This is a genomic window from Chryseotalea sanaruensis (genome assembly GCF_003990915.1).
Lineage (GTDB): Bacteria > Bacteroidota > Bacteroidia > Cytophagales > Cyclobacteriaceae > Chryseotalea > Chryseotalea sanaruensis.
This window is the reverse complement of sequence record NZ_BHXQ01000003.1, coordinates 466,796-480,527: the sequence shown is the minus strand read 5'-3', so window position 1 is coordinate 480,527 and position 13,732 is coordinate 466,796. Positions and strand designations below refer to the sequence as shown.

18 protein-coding genes are annotated in these 13,732 nt (G+C 36.4%); 8 read left to right on the top strand and 10 right to left on the bottom strand.

The window, feature by feature from the left end; translation table 11 throughout:
• Nucleotides 1-160 precede the first annotated feature (160 nt).
• From SanaruYs_RS10030 to SanaruYs_RS09985, 10 genes are all read right to left on the bottom strand, one after another.
• Entirely contained in the window at nucleotides 161-736 is a 576-nt protein-coding gene (locus SanaruYs_RS10030) for a protein-disulfide reductase DsbD domain-containing protein (RefSeq protein WP_127122418.1), read from the bottom strand.
• Nucleotides 737-1,109: 373 nt separating this feature from the next.
• The gene (locus SanaruYs_RS10025) at nucleotides 1,110-1,538 is read right to left on the bottom strand and encodes a DUF6326 family protein (RefSeq protein WP_127122417.1); all 429 of its coding nucleotides are present in this window, start codon (nucleotides 1,536-1,538) and stop codon (nucleotides 1,110-1,112) included.
• Between the two features lie 149 nt (nucleotides 1,539-1,687).
• Nucleotides 1,688-2,311, bottom strand: coding sequence for a hypothetical protein (locus tag SanaruYs_RS10020; RefSeq protein ID WP_127122416.1), 624 nt, complete (start codon nucleotides 2,309-2,311; stop codon nucleotides 1,688-1,690).
• Nucleotides 2,312-2,501: 190 nt separating this feature from the next.
• Nucleotides 2,502-3,419, bottom strand: coding sequence for an NAD(P)-dependent alcohol dehydrogenase (locus SanaruYs_RS10015; protein ID WP_127122415.1), 918 nt, complete (start codon nucleotides 3,417-3,419; stop codon nucleotides 2,502-2,504).
• A 15-nt stretch (nucleotides 3,420-3,434) separates the two neighbouring features.
• Nucleotides 3,435-4,052, bottom strand: a complete 618-nt coding sequence (locus tag SanaruYs_RS10010) for a hypothetical protein (RefSeq protein WP_127122414.1) — start codon at nucleotides 4,050-4,052, stop codon at nucleotides 3,435-3,437.
• Between the two features lie 114 nt (nucleotides 4,053-4,166).
• Nucleotides 4,167-4,655 carry a hypothetical protein gene (locus SanaruYs_RS10005; RefSeq protein ID WP_127122413.1) on the bottom strand — a complete coding sequence of 163 codons (489 nt, stop codon included), beginning with the start codon at nucleotides 4,653-4,655 and terminating at the stop codon, nucleotides 4,167-4,169.
• A gap of 106 nt (nucleotides 4,656-4,761) precedes the next feature.
• Nucleotides 4,762-5,574, bottom strand: coding sequence for an SDR family NAD(P)-dependent oxidoreductase (locus SanaruYs_RS10000; RefSeq protein ID WP_127122412.1), 813 nt, complete (start codon nucleotides 5,572-5,574; stop codon nucleotides 4,762-4,764).
• A gap of 2 nt (nucleotides 5,575-5,576) precedes the next feature.
• Entirely contained in the window at nucleotides 5,577-6,155 is a 579-nt protein-coding gene (locus SanaruYs_RS09995; RefSeq protein WP_127122411.1) for an SRPBCC family protein, read from the bottom strand.
• Between the two features lie 67 nt (nucleotides 6,156-6,222).
• Nucleotides 6,223-6,792 carry a Crp/Fnr family transcriptional regulator gene (locus SanaruYs_RS09990; protein WP_127122410.1) on the bottom strand — a complete coding sequence of 190 codons (570 nt, stop codon included), beginning with the start codon at nucleotides 6,790-6,792 and terminating at the stop codon, nucleotides 6,223-6,225.
• Between the two features lie 21 nt (nucleotides 6,793-6,813).
• Complete coding sequence (locus tag SanaruYs_RS09985) at nucleotides 6,814-7,986, bottom strand: MFS transporter (protein ID WP_127122409.1); 1,173 nt, start codon at nucleotides 7,984-7,986, stop codon at nucleotides 6,814-6,816.
• A 190-nt stretch (nucleotides 7,987-8,176) separates the two neighbouring features.
• On the opposite strand from SanaruYs_RS09985, the gene SanaruYs_RS09980 reads away from it, so the two are divergent.
• The 8 genes from SanaruYs_RS09980 (at nucleotide 8,177) to SanaruYs_RS09945 (ending at nucleotide 13,721) form a co-directional block, all read left to right on the top strand.
• Nucleotides 8,177-8,383 carry a hypothetical protein gene (locus SanaruYs_RS09980; protein WP_127122408.1) on the top strand — a complete coding sequence of 69 codons (207 nt, stop codon included), beginning with the start codon at nucleotides 8,177-8,179 and terminating at the stop codon, nucleotides 8,381-8,383.
• Nucleotides 8,384-8,655: 272 nt separating this feature from the next.
• Nucleotides 8,656-9,705 carry a sensor histidine kinase gene (locus SanaruYs_RS09975; RefSeq protein WP_127122407.1) on the top strand — a complete coding sequence of 350 codons (1,050 nt, stop codon included), beginning with the start codon at nucleotides 8,656-8,658 and terminating at the stop codon, nucleotides 9,703-9,705.
• On the top strand, nucleotides 9,695-10,411 hold the full coding sequence (locus SanaruYs_RS09970; RefSeq protein WP_127122406.1) for a LytR/AlgR family response regulator transcription factor: 717 nt from the start codon (nucleotides 9,695-9,697) through the stop codon (nucleotides 10,409-10,411). Before SanaruYs_RS09975 ends, SanaruYs_RS09970 begins: the two co-directional genes overlap by 11 nt.
• A complete protein-coding gene (locus SanaruYs_RS09965; protein WP_127122405.1) occupies nucleotides 10,411-11,505 on the top strand; it encodes a serine hydrolase domain-containing protein in 1,095 nt (364 codons plus the stop codon). Before SanaruYs_RS09970 ends, SanaruYs_RS09965 begins: the two co-directional genes overlap by 1 nt.
• Nucleotides 11,506-11,744: 239 nt before the next feature.
• Nucleotides 11,745-12,242 (top strand): hypothetical protein, encoded by a 498-nt coding sequence (locus SanaruYs_RS09960; protein ID WP_127122404.1) that lies wholly within the window; start codon nucleotides 11,745-11,747, stop codon nucleotides 12,240-12,242.
• Nucleotides 12,243-12,297: 55 nt separating this feature from the next.
• Nucleotides 12,298-12,867, top strand: coding sequence for a Crp/Fnr family transcriptional regulator (locus tag SanaruYs_RS09955; protein ID WP_127122403.1), 570 nt, complete (start codon nucleotides 12,298-12,300; stop codon nucleotides 12,865-12,867).
• A gap of 76 nt (nucleotides 12,868-12,943) precedes the next feature.
• Nucleotides 12,944-13,291, top strand: a complete 348-nt coding sequence (locus tag SanaruYs_RS09950) for a YciI family protein (RefSeq protein WP_127122402.1) — start codon at nucleotides 12,944-12,946, stop codon at nucleotides 13,289-13,291.
• A gap of 4 nt (nucleotides 13,292-13,295) precedes the next feature.
• Nucleotides 13,296-13,721, top strand: a complete 426-nt coding sequence (locus SanaruYs_RS09945) for a hypothetical protein (RefSeq protein WP_127122401.1) — start codon at nucleotides 13,296-13,298, stop codon at nucleotides 13,719-13,721.
• The last annotated feature ends 11 nt before the right edge of the window (nucleotides 13,722-13,732 follow it).

Below are 13,732 nucleotides of genomic sequence, written 5' to 3'. Positions count from 1 at the left end.
ATTTTAAGTAGCCGAACGGTTACAAAGATACCTGTAACCTTTCGGTTACGCAAATATTTTGAAGCTTTAAAATTGATTTGTTTTAGGGTGGGGATGTTATTTTAAGACGAAGCTAAAGTGCGAGTTTGACCAAGATCAATCGAGGTAGAACTTCAAACACTTATTTTGCCTGAGGGTTTCCTTTCACGTTAAAGGAAAATTCTTCATCGGATTTAACGCATTGGAAGTCATCAAGACAAACCATATAGTCGATGGTACCATTAATGGCGAAATCGTCAGTACTCATTACTTTTACTTTTTGCCTGAAGATTGCTTCATTTTCAAAATAGAGAATCTCCATTTCTAAATTAGGATCATACTTTTTGATTGATTTACCCTCTTCAGTAATTCCTACAAGTTTATAGTTAATCAAACTATCATAAGCAAATTCCATTCGGGGACCCTTATTGGGGATGTGCTGAGAATACAAATGCCATCCTGAATCAAGTTTCGCTGTACTTATAAGTATTGCTTCATCAGGAGAATTTTGCTCGACTGTATAAGTCCAATGACATGGGTGTAATATTTGACTTTTGCCTTTACTTACTTCACTCCCAAAAGGATTTACAGTTTCATTGTTTGATTCACTTTTATTTTTGCCACAATTAGACAATGTTAGGCAACATAAAAACAGCAATGCTATTAATAAATGTCTTTTGAAATTGTTATAGTGAGTGTATGCACTTTTCTTTTTCATTTTAAAATAGTTGAATTTTAGTCAATGAGGGAAGTATCCCTCGCCCTTGTTGGTGTTGTGTGTAGTGAATGCGGATTGCTCACCAATCCAAACAGTTAATGGTTATAAACTCCTTATGCTCCTTGGAGAAAAAAACTCATTCTTTCATGGAGTATAAAATTAATAAAAGTTTGTAATTTATTTAATCAACTTGTTGGTGACCCCACAAGCCAATCCTCTCGCGCAATACCAATAAGGGCAAAGAAAGGAAATAGAACTCTAGTAAGCAGGAAAATTATCAAAGCAAACTTTACATAAAAACTTGTTAATAATTTTTATGTCAAAGATAATATTGAATTTGTATGTTGAGACTTACACCTCGCTATAGCTCATTTCATATTTCAATACGAGGCCATTTCCATGCATAACGGATAATTAGACAAAGAATAACAACTTCCAGAACAGCACCAAACACCATGTGCATCCAAGCTTCTCCTGCCAGATTAAACAGTATAAAGGGTATATTCACTGCAGCAATAATAATATTTGCCCAGCGATTTACTTTAGCCTTCAGGGCAACAGAAAGAAAGATCATCAGTGCCGGAATTGTCACTAAGGCGAGTGCTCCCAAAAGAAATCCTTGCGTAATATCAAATACGAACACCTTCCCTTTCAGAATATCGTCTATAGTACTTGGCATGTATAAAGCGAAATAGTCAAGATAGATAATGAGAAACATCAAACTCGTCCACAGCGCAGCAAGCTTCAGTTTCACATTGACTTGGATGTCTTCCAGCGCATTTTGTTTTTTTTGTGTATTCATAAATTATCAGTGAGAAATTTTATACTAGTGCGTGTCTTTACCTAAAATCCGTCAGACGGTTTTTACTTCGCAGTAACGTGGTCTGATGGATAGTCTAACAGTTGAAATTTTGGTTCTTTCAAACTTAGTGGTATAGAAACAGATCTGCGTTAAAAATTAAATCCGATATGTAGCCCTGGTTCAGGCGTCCATTTTGGCCACTTGTCATCTTTTTCTTTAAATCCGGTGGGCATTTCCGTTTGAACAGCGCGACCGGCAACCCCAAGAGATGGTTCAATAAAAAACCTATCCTTAAAGAGTTTAACATGATAGCCAACTCGATAAGTGTTGAATATAATAAAAGCATCACCCACCTTATTACCGTTTTCATTCTTAAATGTTTGCCACATGGGCGTTGCATGTACTGCTACGTAAAGACTTTTCCAAATATACCTTTGATACGAGAGGCCAATTCCATATTCTCTTATATAGCCAGGAAATTTCTCTCCAGGTTTTCCATATGACTTATTATAAAATGGGTTGATACCAAGAGGCCAGGCATATTTCCAAGTTATTAATTCTATTGAAATTACATCCTTTCCTGTAATCCGATAACCTAAATTGAGTTGAGCGAAGCCAGGGGGATTTGTCTTATCAAAATTACCTAATAAAAACATAGTGCTACCAACGAACCACTTTTTGTAGGTACTGTCTGTTTCAGTATATTGTGCTTTGAGTTGAAGTGTACTTGTCATCATTAAGACAAAACCAATGAATAAAACTTTCTTTTGCATTTCTTTGCGTGTTTAAGTTAAACGCTACTGCAAAAGTGGATATGTGAGCTAAAATAACTCGTTCACTTAAGTGAAGAAATGAAGTTGCTCTACACTTTTTTTCAAAATAGTGGCTCTTAATCTACTCAGTGGTTGTGATGTTTGTTATACCTAAAAGTGCGTCACGACAGCACAATGGCTGGTGTTCTTGTTATTGACTAATTTTTAGTACTACGTTTCCCTTTTTTCGTCCCGTTTCGACATACCGATGTGCTTCTATTATTTCGTCCATCGTAAACATCTTGTCAATTACCGCCTTATACGTTCCATTTTCAAATAACTTCTTTAATAGCTGTAACTGTTGTATTGTTTCCGAAGCATTTACAGAACTTACATTCTTATAAATTCCGTTTTCGTTCAATAGTTTTTCACATTGTTTTTTGTTGGATTTACCAACGGCATCAAAAATTACATCAAACTTTTCTGTTTGTTTGGTGAAGTCTTCTTTGTTGTATAGAATAATGTTTTTCACCCCTAATTCAGCAACAAGTTTTTGCCCTTCGGAACTACAAACCGCGGTGACATCAGCTTTGTGATATTTTGCTATCTGGATTGCTGCCGTTCCTACTGAACCTGTTGCACCGATAATCAGTATTTTTTTCTTTGGCTTATCAGCTATTTTTACTTTATCCAAAAAGTAGATGGCTGTTTGTCCACCAAAAATGATGGCTGCGGATTCTTCAAATGTAGCATTATTGGGCATTCCAATTACGTTGCTATTTTGATTAACTACAATGTACTCTGCGTGTGTGCCGAAATTTAAACCTGTCATACCGAATACGTTATCACCTGCTTTGAACTTAGAAACTTTGTCTCCAACAGTTTCAACAACACCTGAAAATGCGGTTCCTAAAATAGATTTTCTTGGTTTTGAAATTCCTAAAACCAAACGCATTATTACTTTCAAAAATCCCTTAACATCAAGGCTTCTCACCCTTACATCAGCAGAGTTGACCGTAGCAGCAACTATTTTGACAAGAATTTGACCTTCTTTGGGCATCGGTTTAGAAACTTCCTTAATTTTCAAAACTTCAGGGGTGCCGTATTGGGTACAAATAACTGCCCTCATATAATAATTGAAGTTTTAAAACTTAAATCCAAAATCAAGCCCAGGTTGAATAAAGTAGTTAGGCCATTTTTGTTCTACTGCTTTAAAAGATTCTGGAACATTAGTTCTTACAGGCCAATAACTAATTCCAATAGCTGGTTCAAAGAAGAAGCGGTCTTTAAAAAACTTAAACTGGTAACCTAAATAGAAGTCTGTATATAATGTGAATCCATTTCCAATCTTCTTTTTATTCTCATCCATATATTTTTCAAAAGCATTCAATACGTAAACAGATGCATAGAGTCCTTTCCACCAAAACCGCTGGTATCCTATTTGAGGGGCAAGTATGCGTGCACTTCCTGGATAGTTTAGCCCGGGTGCATCAAAATCGGGTCCAAAAGGGATACCTAATGGCCAGGCATACTGAGATCTTTTAAATCGAATTTGAATAACATCTTTAGATGTAATCCGATATCCTGCATTAATTTGTATATACCCAGGATTGTTCGTGTTATCAAAATTACCTAATAGCAATAGAGTACTACCAACAAACCACTTTCTATAAGCACTGTCTTGTTTGGTATTTTGTGCATTCACATGTAAACCGCCTGCTAACACTAAGGCAAGTCCAATCCATAAAATTTTCTTTTGCATTTCTTTTCTTTTTATTTGAAACAATACTGCAAAAGTAGATTTTGGGAATGCCTTAATGCATTCACTTAAGGTAAGAAAGACGATTTAGCTCTTTATTTTTCATAGTGCCAGTTGTTATGAAATCACCTTAGCCTCTCCATCCGTATAATCTAGTATTTTAATATTGAGATTTTCTGCAACTGGAATCAATTTCTTTAAAATTTTTGCTTTGGTGTTAGAGCTTATTACATGCAGTTTTTCATCATCCGAAAATTTGAGATAAGCATCGTAGACTTCCTTAACAACTGTAGTATTGGCTGCTTTTAATCCCATCGTTTGGCTTACCCTGTTTGTTTTAATGAAAAAATACGCCAATGCATCGAAACTGTATTTTTTACCATCCTTTAAACCAAATATCCAAAGGTAATCGCGGTACTCTTTTTTCTCGAAATCAATTTTTAAGCGATAGTGTGTAGTAAAAATGATGGCGCAGACCAATAGAATAGCGAAGCCACCTAGAATACTTTTCGCAAAAACGACCAAAGCAATTATAACTAAACCCGCAGCCATGGCATGAACATGCCATGAAAAGTAATTCGAGGTTTTAAAGTCTACGTTCTTCATAAAGAAGCTTGATGCAACAGCACTGTAAATGGTTTTAGTTGCTAGAATTTTCAAATGAGATATGAAACTTACTATTTTTTTAGTATAATCTAAAATCTAAAATTGATTAACCCATTTGATGCTTTGTAAACTCTTTCATAATTGTTTCCATTATTTTTACTCTTAAAAATCGTGGGGCTGTTCTTAAAGAATTTACCAATACTTTACTAAGCAATCCTGGTAATACACTTTTACTCTTGCCAATTGCTTTTAAAATAGACTTAGCCACTTCTTCAGGATTCAACGCTGTGCCCATTTGCATATTTGCCCGTTGACCAAATCCACTTTCTACAGGACCAGGAATAGCTGCCAGCACATCAACCCCCATTCCTTTTATTTCCTGCTGAGTGCCTTCGGCTAAACTTTGCACATAGGCCTTAGTTGCAGCATAATGAGCAGCATAGGGCACACCCTGAAAGGCCACTATTGAACTTAGTAAAATGATTCCACCCTTTTTTCTATACACCATGTGTTGCATAAAGTAATGGGTTAAGCGTAGCACGGCTTCGCAATTAAGGCGTAGCATATTTACTTCTTCATGAATAGAACTTTGTAAAAAGTTGCCTGAAGTACCAAAACCTGCCGAGGCAACAAACAGACTAATGGTAAGCCCTTGTGTTTGTTGAATGAGTAGGTCTATGCTTTCTGCTTCGCTAAGGTCGAGCGCTATTACTTTAACATCTATGGCATAAGTCTTTTTTAAACGACTGGCTTGTGTATGTAGTTTATCCTCACTTCTACTGCAAAGGATCACATTGATGTTGCAGGAAGCAATCAGTTCACTTAAGGCCAAACCTATGCCGGAACTGGCCCCGGTTATCAGTGCCCAATCGCCATAGGCTTGCTTTAACCGTTGTTGTTCTTTTTTACTTAATATCATTTTTATTCAGCTTTAGTATTATCAATTTGTTCTGATCTATTTTTGATTTGTAGCAACCATGTATCATGAAGCTTACGAAGCTTGGTAGGTTGAAACACTTTTTCCATACCACTTAACCAGCCATGTTGAGCTTCTTCTGTTACTAACAGCGTTCCTTTATCGGTGGGTATAAGTAACCAGGCATGATAACCCTGTATACTTTTTTTATTCGACTCCCAACTCAAACTTTGATTTGGTTTATATTCTCGAACAGTAGAGATGAAATCCAATCCCATGGTTTTCCAGGTAAAGACGGAGTTAGCCTGTAGTCTACCCGTATCATTATCACTTACTTTTACATTTTCAGCGCCACTATAATAGCTTGGCCATTGTTCAGCTTCAATTAAGATGTTCCATACTGTTGAAGGTGAGGCCTTAATCTCGATGGTATTATGAACAAAAAAGTTAGACTCAACAGGTTTGTACGCTACAGGCCATTCAATAGCATCAACATGGGGTTTGGCTGAAGTAATAGTTTTTTTTAATGAATAACAACCACTCAGCAAGATTATGGATGTAAGGAGTAAAAGATTGTTTCGCATAGAATTTAATTTATATGCGAAGGTGGATGGTATTGGGTTCTTAAAGCGTTAACAAATGTTTAGATTTTCAATCATTTTCCTTTTTTAACCTGCTTAAATGAATAGGCGTAATGCCCAGGTAAGAGGCAATCATGTGTTGTGGTACTCGATTATGGATGTTTGGAAATACCTGCGTTATAGAGTTGTAGCGTTCTTTAGGACTGCGTATGTACTGATTATTGATTCTGTTATCCTGATAAATGAAATAAAATTCTGCAATCAGTCTTCCTAGTTTATCGCCTTGCTTCAACTCCCGATAACCCCATTCAATTACAGAGCGAGGCATAACTACACAGATCACAGCTTCCAGGGCTTGTAACGTATAGAGAGAGGGTTGATGTTGGATAAAGCAAGAATAATCAGCAATAAATTGGTTTTCTAATGCAAAATGAATGGTATGTTCGTCTCCAGCCGGGTCATTCACCAACACACGAATGATGCCTTCGTTGATGAAAAATATTTCGCTAGGTATAACACCCGGGTGACTAAGTATTTCTTTTTTCTTGAATTTTTTAATAAAGCAGAAACTGAGTAGATTTTTCATCTCATCATCTGAGATGTTGATCATATTCTTAATAACATTTCTAATTTGCTCCATGCATTTTTGCGCAGTTAAAAACTACTTCATCACTTTTTCTCGCATATTGATAAGTGACCATAATCCAAAAAAGGGGCCAATCGCCAGTAAGCTATAAACAAGATGTGGTGCCATGTGTTTTGATATACTATTGATAAATTCTATACTCAAAATAGTAATAGAAAAGCCAATGCAGTTGACGATAGTTAGGGCACTTCCCTTATTTTCGTTAGGAACATGTTTTGCAACAAGACTTGAAAACAAAGGTGAGTCTGCTATAACGGTTATGCCCCATATGAATAAAAACGCAAAGAATAGATAAGCGGAATTGTTTTGTAGCAAGAAGGGTGAAAGCAAGCAACACAAAAATGACAAGCTCAATGCTGCAAAGGCTATTTTTTTAGCACTAATCTTTTGAGATAATAAGCCTGCAACAACACAGGCAGGTGCCCCGACTGCAATGACTGTAAAAGAAAGTAAGGAAGTGGATAATTCTATTTCTGGATGTTGCTTTAAGTAATGACTGATCATGACAGGGAGAAAAGTCCAGAAGGCATAGAGCTCCCACATATGACCAAAGTAACCAAATGCCGCTGCTTTGAAATTTTTGTTTTTAAAACCTTTTCCAAAATCCGTAAAGCTTAATTTAGAACTTGTTTTTCGGTAAGGCCCATCTGGTACAAAGAGTAAGACCAATAATCCTCCGCAAAGTGATAAAGCTGAGGTGCTGTACACAACATATAACCACGAAACATCAATAAAACTACCCTTTACTAAATGAGGAAACGCTGTACCCAAAACCAACGCACCAACTAAAAAACCTAATGACTTACCAAGTCCATCTTTGAAATGATCTGCAGTAATTTTAATGCCAACGGGGTATATACCGGCCAGGCAAAAACCAGTCAAAAAACGAAGTATCAGAATATCTATCCCTTTTAATGAATCTAAACTAAGGGCAAGGTTGAAAATGGCAGCCAACAAAGAGCAAGTGAAAAATACATAAGAAGGAGAGAAGCGGTCAGCTACTGCCAATATTGCAAACAACATTGTGCCACTGATAAAACCAATTTGCACTGCGCTGGTAAGCTGGGCCAGTAGACTCACATCATTAGTAAGCGTAAAGGCTATATCAGTAATAACAACATTTCCTGCAAACCAGACTGAAGTGCAAAAAAATTGCGCAATTACAATAACCGGGAGTACTCGTTTCATTAAACTTTAGAACAACTACCTATTTAATAGCTTAAAGATATAGGATAAATGGTTGGTTTATGCCACCAATCGATTTTGACTTTTAAATATGCATATAAGGTAAAGCATTCAACCTCTATTATTTGCATTCGTGTATTTTTAATTAACCGACCTGCCATCATCGCGTATTTTAACTTAAAATTGGTAAAATATGATAAAGAAAATTATTGTGCTACTTATAGGGATTTTGGCTGGCTATCTGCTACTCATTGGCCTCGCCATGCATATGGGATTGGCATCAGGGGAGTTGGTAATTTTTCTCGGCCTTGGCTTTCTTTCGTCTTTACCTGTGCTCTTGCTAAGCGATGATAAAAAGAAGATCTGTAGTTATACAAAGGTTAAACAAAAAAGCTTATGACGAGTTATCAGGAATTAAGTCAGCAGAAAAGAAACAAGCTAGTAGGGCGTATAGGTTACAGCATTATGCTTGGAATTAGTTGCTTGGCAGCATTTTATCTAAAGGATTATAGCTTGTGTATGAGTGGACTGGGTCTGGCATTAATCTTCGACCCTTTTGATGCAAACGTAACTTTTGTTCAACGTCCATTATTTCAAAGGCTATGGCTGATCATTCATTTGGCAATATTGTATATACTACTTATTTATTTGCTGCTTACCTTTAATTAAGGTATGCCTCAAAATTCTGATAAGCGTAAAATATACTGGTTATGTCAACTCTTGGGTTGGGGTGGAATGGTGGCTATTGAAGTAACCAATTATACTTTTTTTATTATTAGAAGTTTTGATTGGTCATTCGTATTGCTATTTGGCTACGGAGCAATTGTTGGCATATTTGTCATGCATCTTTTTAGAATGGTAATCAGACGAACACCAGTCTTCAATAAATCCAATACGTACATCTGGTCGGTGGCGTTTATCTCTTCACTCCTTGTTTCCTTTATTTTAAATCTATTCAATCTTGGCCCTTATTACTTTTTTTCTGGAGGTACTTTTAGTGGTGCCTTTGAACCCATTTCGTTTTTTGCGGGAATCGTAAACTGGATGCGATATGCGGGTGTATGGATAATCATTTATTTTTTATACAATCTGTTGGAGAGAAAAAGAGAGATTGAAGAAAGTAAACTTAGAAGCGAAAATCTGGCGCGCACTACCGAGTTGGAGTTGCTTAAAACACAATTAAATCCACATTTCTTATTCAACTCCCTCAATAGCATTAAAGCTCTGGTTACGCTCGATCCAGAGAAAAGTAAGGATGCCATTGTTAAATTAAGCGAGCTGTTAAGATTTACACTTAACTACAGCATGCAGCAGCTTATACCTCTCAATGATGAATTATTAGAAGTAAAAAAATATCTGGCACTAGAGCAAATTCGTTTTGGAGATAGATTATTGATTTCTTACAGAGTAGAGGATAATGTGTTGAACAGATTAATACCGCCCACTATGTTGCTAAGTCTGGCAGAGAATGCTATTAAACATGGAATAGCTAAGCAAAGTGGTAAAGGTATTTTGATAGTGGAGTCTCTCTTATCTGATAAAATCTTGCTTATAAAAATGACTAATACTGGTACTTTAGTAAACAGTAACGACAGAGGCATTGGTCTGCGAAATGTGCGTAAACGATTAGAAAGTTTATATGGACATAAAGCTGGTTTAGATTTGAAGCAAGAAGAAGATAAAGTTGTAGTTACCATAAAAATAAATAAAGATGAAAATTAAAGTTGCTTTATTAGATGATGAAGCTTTAGCAATTGAAGAGTTAAAGTCCATGCTAAACGTTTATGATTTTATAGAAGTGGTTGCAACTTTTACAAATCCGCAAGAGGCACTTGATAAATTGCCTGATATGGAAGTAAATCTTGTTTTTTTAGATATTCACATGCCCGACATGAGTGGTTTTGATTGGTTGGAAAAGCTGGATCATTCGCCAGAAGTAATTTTTGTAACCGCCTATGATCAGTTTGCATTACGCGCTTTCGAAGTGAGCGCTCTCGATTATATTTTAAAACCTGTGAACACAGAGCGACTATCGGAAGCATTGGAACGTGTAAAAAAGCGATTGAGTCCGGATGCTGTCGAGGATAGTAAGCTAAGCATTGAGAAGAGAATTTTTATAAAAGATGGTGAGCAATGCTTTTTTGTGCCACTTTCAGATATTTTTTTGTTAGAGAGTGTAGGTAACTATGTAAGAGTTCATTATCAGGATAAAAAACCACTGTTACATAAGTCATTAAACTATATGGAAGAAAGACTACCGGAAGAATTTTTCTTCAGGGCAAATCGGCAGCACATAATTAATGTAAATTATATTGCTAATATTAATCCCTACTTTAACAGTACCCTTCAATTAGAATTGAGAAGTGGTATTAAAATTGATATTAGTCAGCGACAAAGTGTAAGATTTAAAGATAAAATGAGTGTGTAATGAAGAAGTTTAGTTTTAGATACTCCCTTATTATATTGGTTTGTGTCATGCAGCTACTAAATTCGTGTATGGTTGGTCGTTTTGTGTGGTATAATTTTTCCGACATCACAGACCATAAAATATTCCCGTCTCGTCCGCTCCCAAAATCAGCACAACCATTCCGTTTTACAGAGGCTCAGAGAAATGATAGAATCGGTAATGTGTCATTAACCATTTTGGATAGTTTGGTAGAAGCAAATAATTCAGTAGCCTTTCTTATTATAAGAAATGATTCTTTACTATTTGAGAAATATTATCAAGGATATGAAGAGACAACAACAGTAGCCAGTTTTTCTGCGGCAAAATCGTACACTTCAGCATTGGTTGGTGCAGCGCTAGCAGACGGATTCATTAAAAGTGTTGACGAAAGTATTGTTAATTACTTACCAGAATTGAAATCTAGTAAAGGTTTTGATAAAATTACGATTAAGCATCTGTTGCAAATGACGAGTGGCATAAAAGCTAATGAAAGTTATTATAACCCTTTTGGTCAAGCAGCACATTTATATTATGGCAGAAACCTACGCGCTTATATTAAGCGACTAAAAGTCGATTACGAACCAGGAACAAAATTTGCGTATAGAAGTATCAATACGCAATTGCTTGGTTTAATTGTTGAACGTGCAACTGGTAAGCCGCTTACTACTTATTTAAATGAGAGAATCTGGACAAAACTGCAACCAGAGTATGATGCCAGCTGGAGTATCGATAAGAAAAAGGATGGTTTAGAGAAAGCGTTCTGTTGTTTAAATGCCAAGGCCAGAGATTTTGCAAAGTTTGGCAGACTTTATCTGAATAAGGGCAATTGGAATGGCGAGCAGATTTTACCAGCACAATGGATCGAAGAATCGACTACCCCCGAAAAAGCACAAGGTGGTGCTTCTTACTATAAGTATCAGTGGTGGATGACAAAAAATGGATACGAGGCAAATGGTTTGCACGGGCAATACATTTTTGTTTGCCCTGAAAAAAATCTAATCGTAGTAAGGCTGGGAAAGAGAGGCGGAGATGTATCCTGGGGAGCCGTCTTCGATAGGCTGGCGGAGAAATTGTAACAACAATTTCTGAGAACCAATTTAGTTTTACTGCACTCAAGTTCTTTTTTCTTCAGTAGTGTACTTTCAGAAGGCTAGTTTTTGAATAAATGGGTTCTTTACTTCATAAACCCAAAGGAATATGAAAACGGAATCAAATTTTGTACTGCTACCAGTTGCAATAGGTTTGTTTCTTTTATTAGGTTATTTATTGGGTTCATGTTCGTAATAAGCACTAACCTGTATTTCTAATTACTGATATGAATTGGACAAAAGAAGGAGAATACTATAACCTGAGTACTGAAAAAGAGTCTTTGTTAAAGTTAAAATTTGACTTGTTAAAAACTACAACTTTTCAAATCGGTGATCAGGAATATATTATTGAAAAAAAAGGTTTCTGGCAGCCCTATTACCTTGTTCATAAAGGTGAGGCGCTCGTGGCAACGCTTCGCCATGATTTTTGGGGTAGTAAAGGACGCATAGAACTTACTAACCAAACCACTTATCAGGTTGAGTATAAATTTAAAAATACCTTAACGCTGAGGTTCCTTCATCAAGAGCAGGAAATACTAAGTTATCATGTAGAGACTACAGGAGCATTGAGCAAATCTGTTTTTCGGGTAGGGGTGGTAATTGTTGAGGAAGAATTATTACTGGTATTAGCAGCTATGGGGATGACTATTTTTTTGAGCATATTTAATGAATTCAAAGCGGATAGTGGAGATGCTTCTGTGTTAATAGCGATAGCAGCCATGTAAATTATTTAACTTTACTTTCATATCTATTGTTATAGCTTCGGTTATTCTAAAGTTTATGAAGGAGGTTTTAAGACAACATATTATTAAACGCTTGGGTAAAGAACCGGATGGATTAGAGAAAGTGCTGAATCATTTCGAGCCCCAAATTGCTAAACGAGGTGAACATTTATTACAACAAGACGAGTTGTGTCGATATGTTTATTTTATAGTAGAGGGCTGTATTCAGGTGTATGTAATTGATAAAAATGGTAATGAATCTATCCGAGATTTTTACCTTGAAGATTATTGGGTTAGCGATATTTTTGCTTTTCAGAATCAAAGCCCTGCATCGGAGAACATAAAATGTATAGAACCCTGTAAGTTATTAAGAATTCATTTTGACAATTTTCAAAGGTTAGCGGAGCAGCTACCACCCTTTGCAGGTATTTATAAGCGCCTGCTAGAAACCGCTTACAACAACACTGTCTACCGGTTAAATTCTTTAAACTCCATGGATGCACTTGATAGGATTAAGTGGTTAATGGAATACAAGCCTGCCCTTATGACCAGAATTTCAAGTAAGCTGATTGCCTCTTATCTCGGCATTAGCCCAGAAACCATGACCCGCCTTAAAGGTAAATTATAACTCTTGATATTTGTCAAGAGTTAAAGAGCTATAGTTCAACAGTTTTGTAAGAGTTAATCACTTAAACAAAACATGTATGAAAGAGTATCTCTTATTATTTTGGAACGAAACAGGAGAAGGTCAATATCAAATTGATCCTGAAAAAATGAAAGATGGCATGATGGCCTGGCAAAAATGGATTGGCAACATTGCTATGCATGGTCGTCTTATTTCAACCAAGCCCATTGAGTGGTCGGGCACGATCGTATCGAACAGCGGTTTATCCAATACACCAGCCATTAAAGAGAAGCAAATGGTGACTGGTTATTTGCTGTGCAAAGCCAACGATATTGAAGAAGTGAAGTTATGGGCTAAAACTTGTCCCATACTTTCCAGTCCATCAGGATTTACGGAGATAAGAGAAGTTTCACCTTTTGATATTTAAGTATATGGAAAAAATATTAAGCATCGGTCGCTATTTATTCCCCATATCATTTTTAATGTATGTGGGATTGCATGCAGGTAAACCAGATGTTGGTGCTGCGTTCGTTCCGGATTATTTGCCCTTTCCTTTGTTTTGGAATTACTTTACTATGGTTTGTATTTTGCTTTTTATTGTTAGTGCAGTATTGGGTAAGTTTGATAGACTTGCGTATACATTAATGGCATTGTATGTTTTGCTCATGGCTTTGCTGGTACATTTACCAAGAGCCATGGGACATGAATTGGGTACTGAAATGATGGCCGCTGACCTGGCCAGAGAGCAGGAATTGGAAATGGTGAATTTCTTTAGAAACATTATGGTAATAGGAGCGCTCTTAGGTTTTTCTCGATTCGTTGCAAAGGATAAGCGTATGAGTTTTAAAAGTAGTTAGCCACAAAAGTA

Coding starts and splice junctions, on each gene's coding strand:
- SanaruYs_RS10010 (WP_127122414.1), bottom strand. CDS start 4,052: ATGCAAAAGAAAATTTTATGGATTGGACTTGCCTTAGTGTTAGCAGGC.
- SanaruYs_RS10015 (WP_127122415.1), bottom strand. CDS start 3,419: ATGAGGGCAGTTATTTGTACCCAATACGGCACCCCTGAAGTTTTGAAA.
- SanaruYs_RS09965 (WP_127122405.1), top strand. CDS start 10,411: ATGAAGAAGTTTAGTTTTAGATACTCCCTTATTATATTGGTTTGTGTC.
- SanaruYs_RS10025 (WP_127122417.1), bottom strand. CDS start 1,538: ATGAATACACAAAAAAAACAAAATGCGCTGGAAGACATCCAAGTCAAT.
- SanaruYs_RS10020 (WP_127122416.1), bottom strand. CDS start 2,311: ATGCAAAAGAAAGTTTTATTCATTGGTTTTGTCTTAATGATGACAAGT.
- SanaruYs_RS09970 (WP_127122406.1), top strand. CDS start 9,695: ATGAAAATTAAAGTTGCTTTATTAGATGATGAAGCTTTAGCAATTGAA.
- SanaruYs_RS10005 (WP_127122413.1), bottom strand. CDS start 4,655: ATGAAGAACGTAGACTTTAAAACCTCGAATTACTTTTCATGGCATGTT.
- SanaruYs_RS10000 (WP_127122412.1), bottom strand. CDS start 5,574: ATGATATTAAGTAAAAAAGAACAACAACGGTTAAAGCAAGCCTATGGC.
- SanaruYs_RS10030 (WP_127122418.1), bottom strand. CDS start 736: ATGAAAAAGAAAAGTGCATACACTCACTATAACAATTTCAAAAGACAT.
- SanaruYs_RS09995 (WP_127122411.1), bottom strand. CDS start 6,155: ATGCGAAACAATCTTTTACTCCTTACATCCATAATCTTGCTGAGTGGT.
- SanaruYs_RS09985 (WP_127122409.1), bottom strand. CDS start 7,986: ATGAAACGAGTACTCCCGGTTATTGTAATTGCGCAATTTTTTTGCACT.
- SanaruYs_RS09990 (WP_127122410.1), bottom strand. CDS start 6,792: ATGGAGCAAATTAGAAATGTTATTAAGAATATGATCAACATCTCAGAT.
- SanaruYs_RS09955 (WP_127122403.1), top strand. CDS start 12,298: ATGAAGGAGGTTTTAAGACAACATATTATTAAACGCTTGGGTAAAGAA.
- SanaruYs_RS09980 (WP_127122408.1), top strand. CDS start 8,177: ATGATAAAGAAAATTATTGTGCTACTTATAGGGATTTTGGCTGGCTAT.
- SanaruYs_RS09975 (WP_127122407.1), top strand. CDS start 8,656: ATGCCTCAAAATTCTGATAAGCGTAAAATATACTGGTTATGTCAACTC.
- SanaruYs_RS09960 (WP_127122404.1), top strand. CDS start 11,745: ATGAATTGGACAAAAGAAGGAGAATACTATAACCTGAGTACTGAAAAA.
- SanaruYs_RS09945 (WP_127122401.1), top strand. CDS start 13,296: ATGGAAAAAATATTAAGCATCGGTCGCTATTTATTCCCCATATCATTT.
- SanaruYs_RS09950 (WP_127122402.1), top strand. CDS start 12,944: ATGAAAGAGTATCTCTTATTATTTTGGAACGAAACAGGAGAAGGTCAA.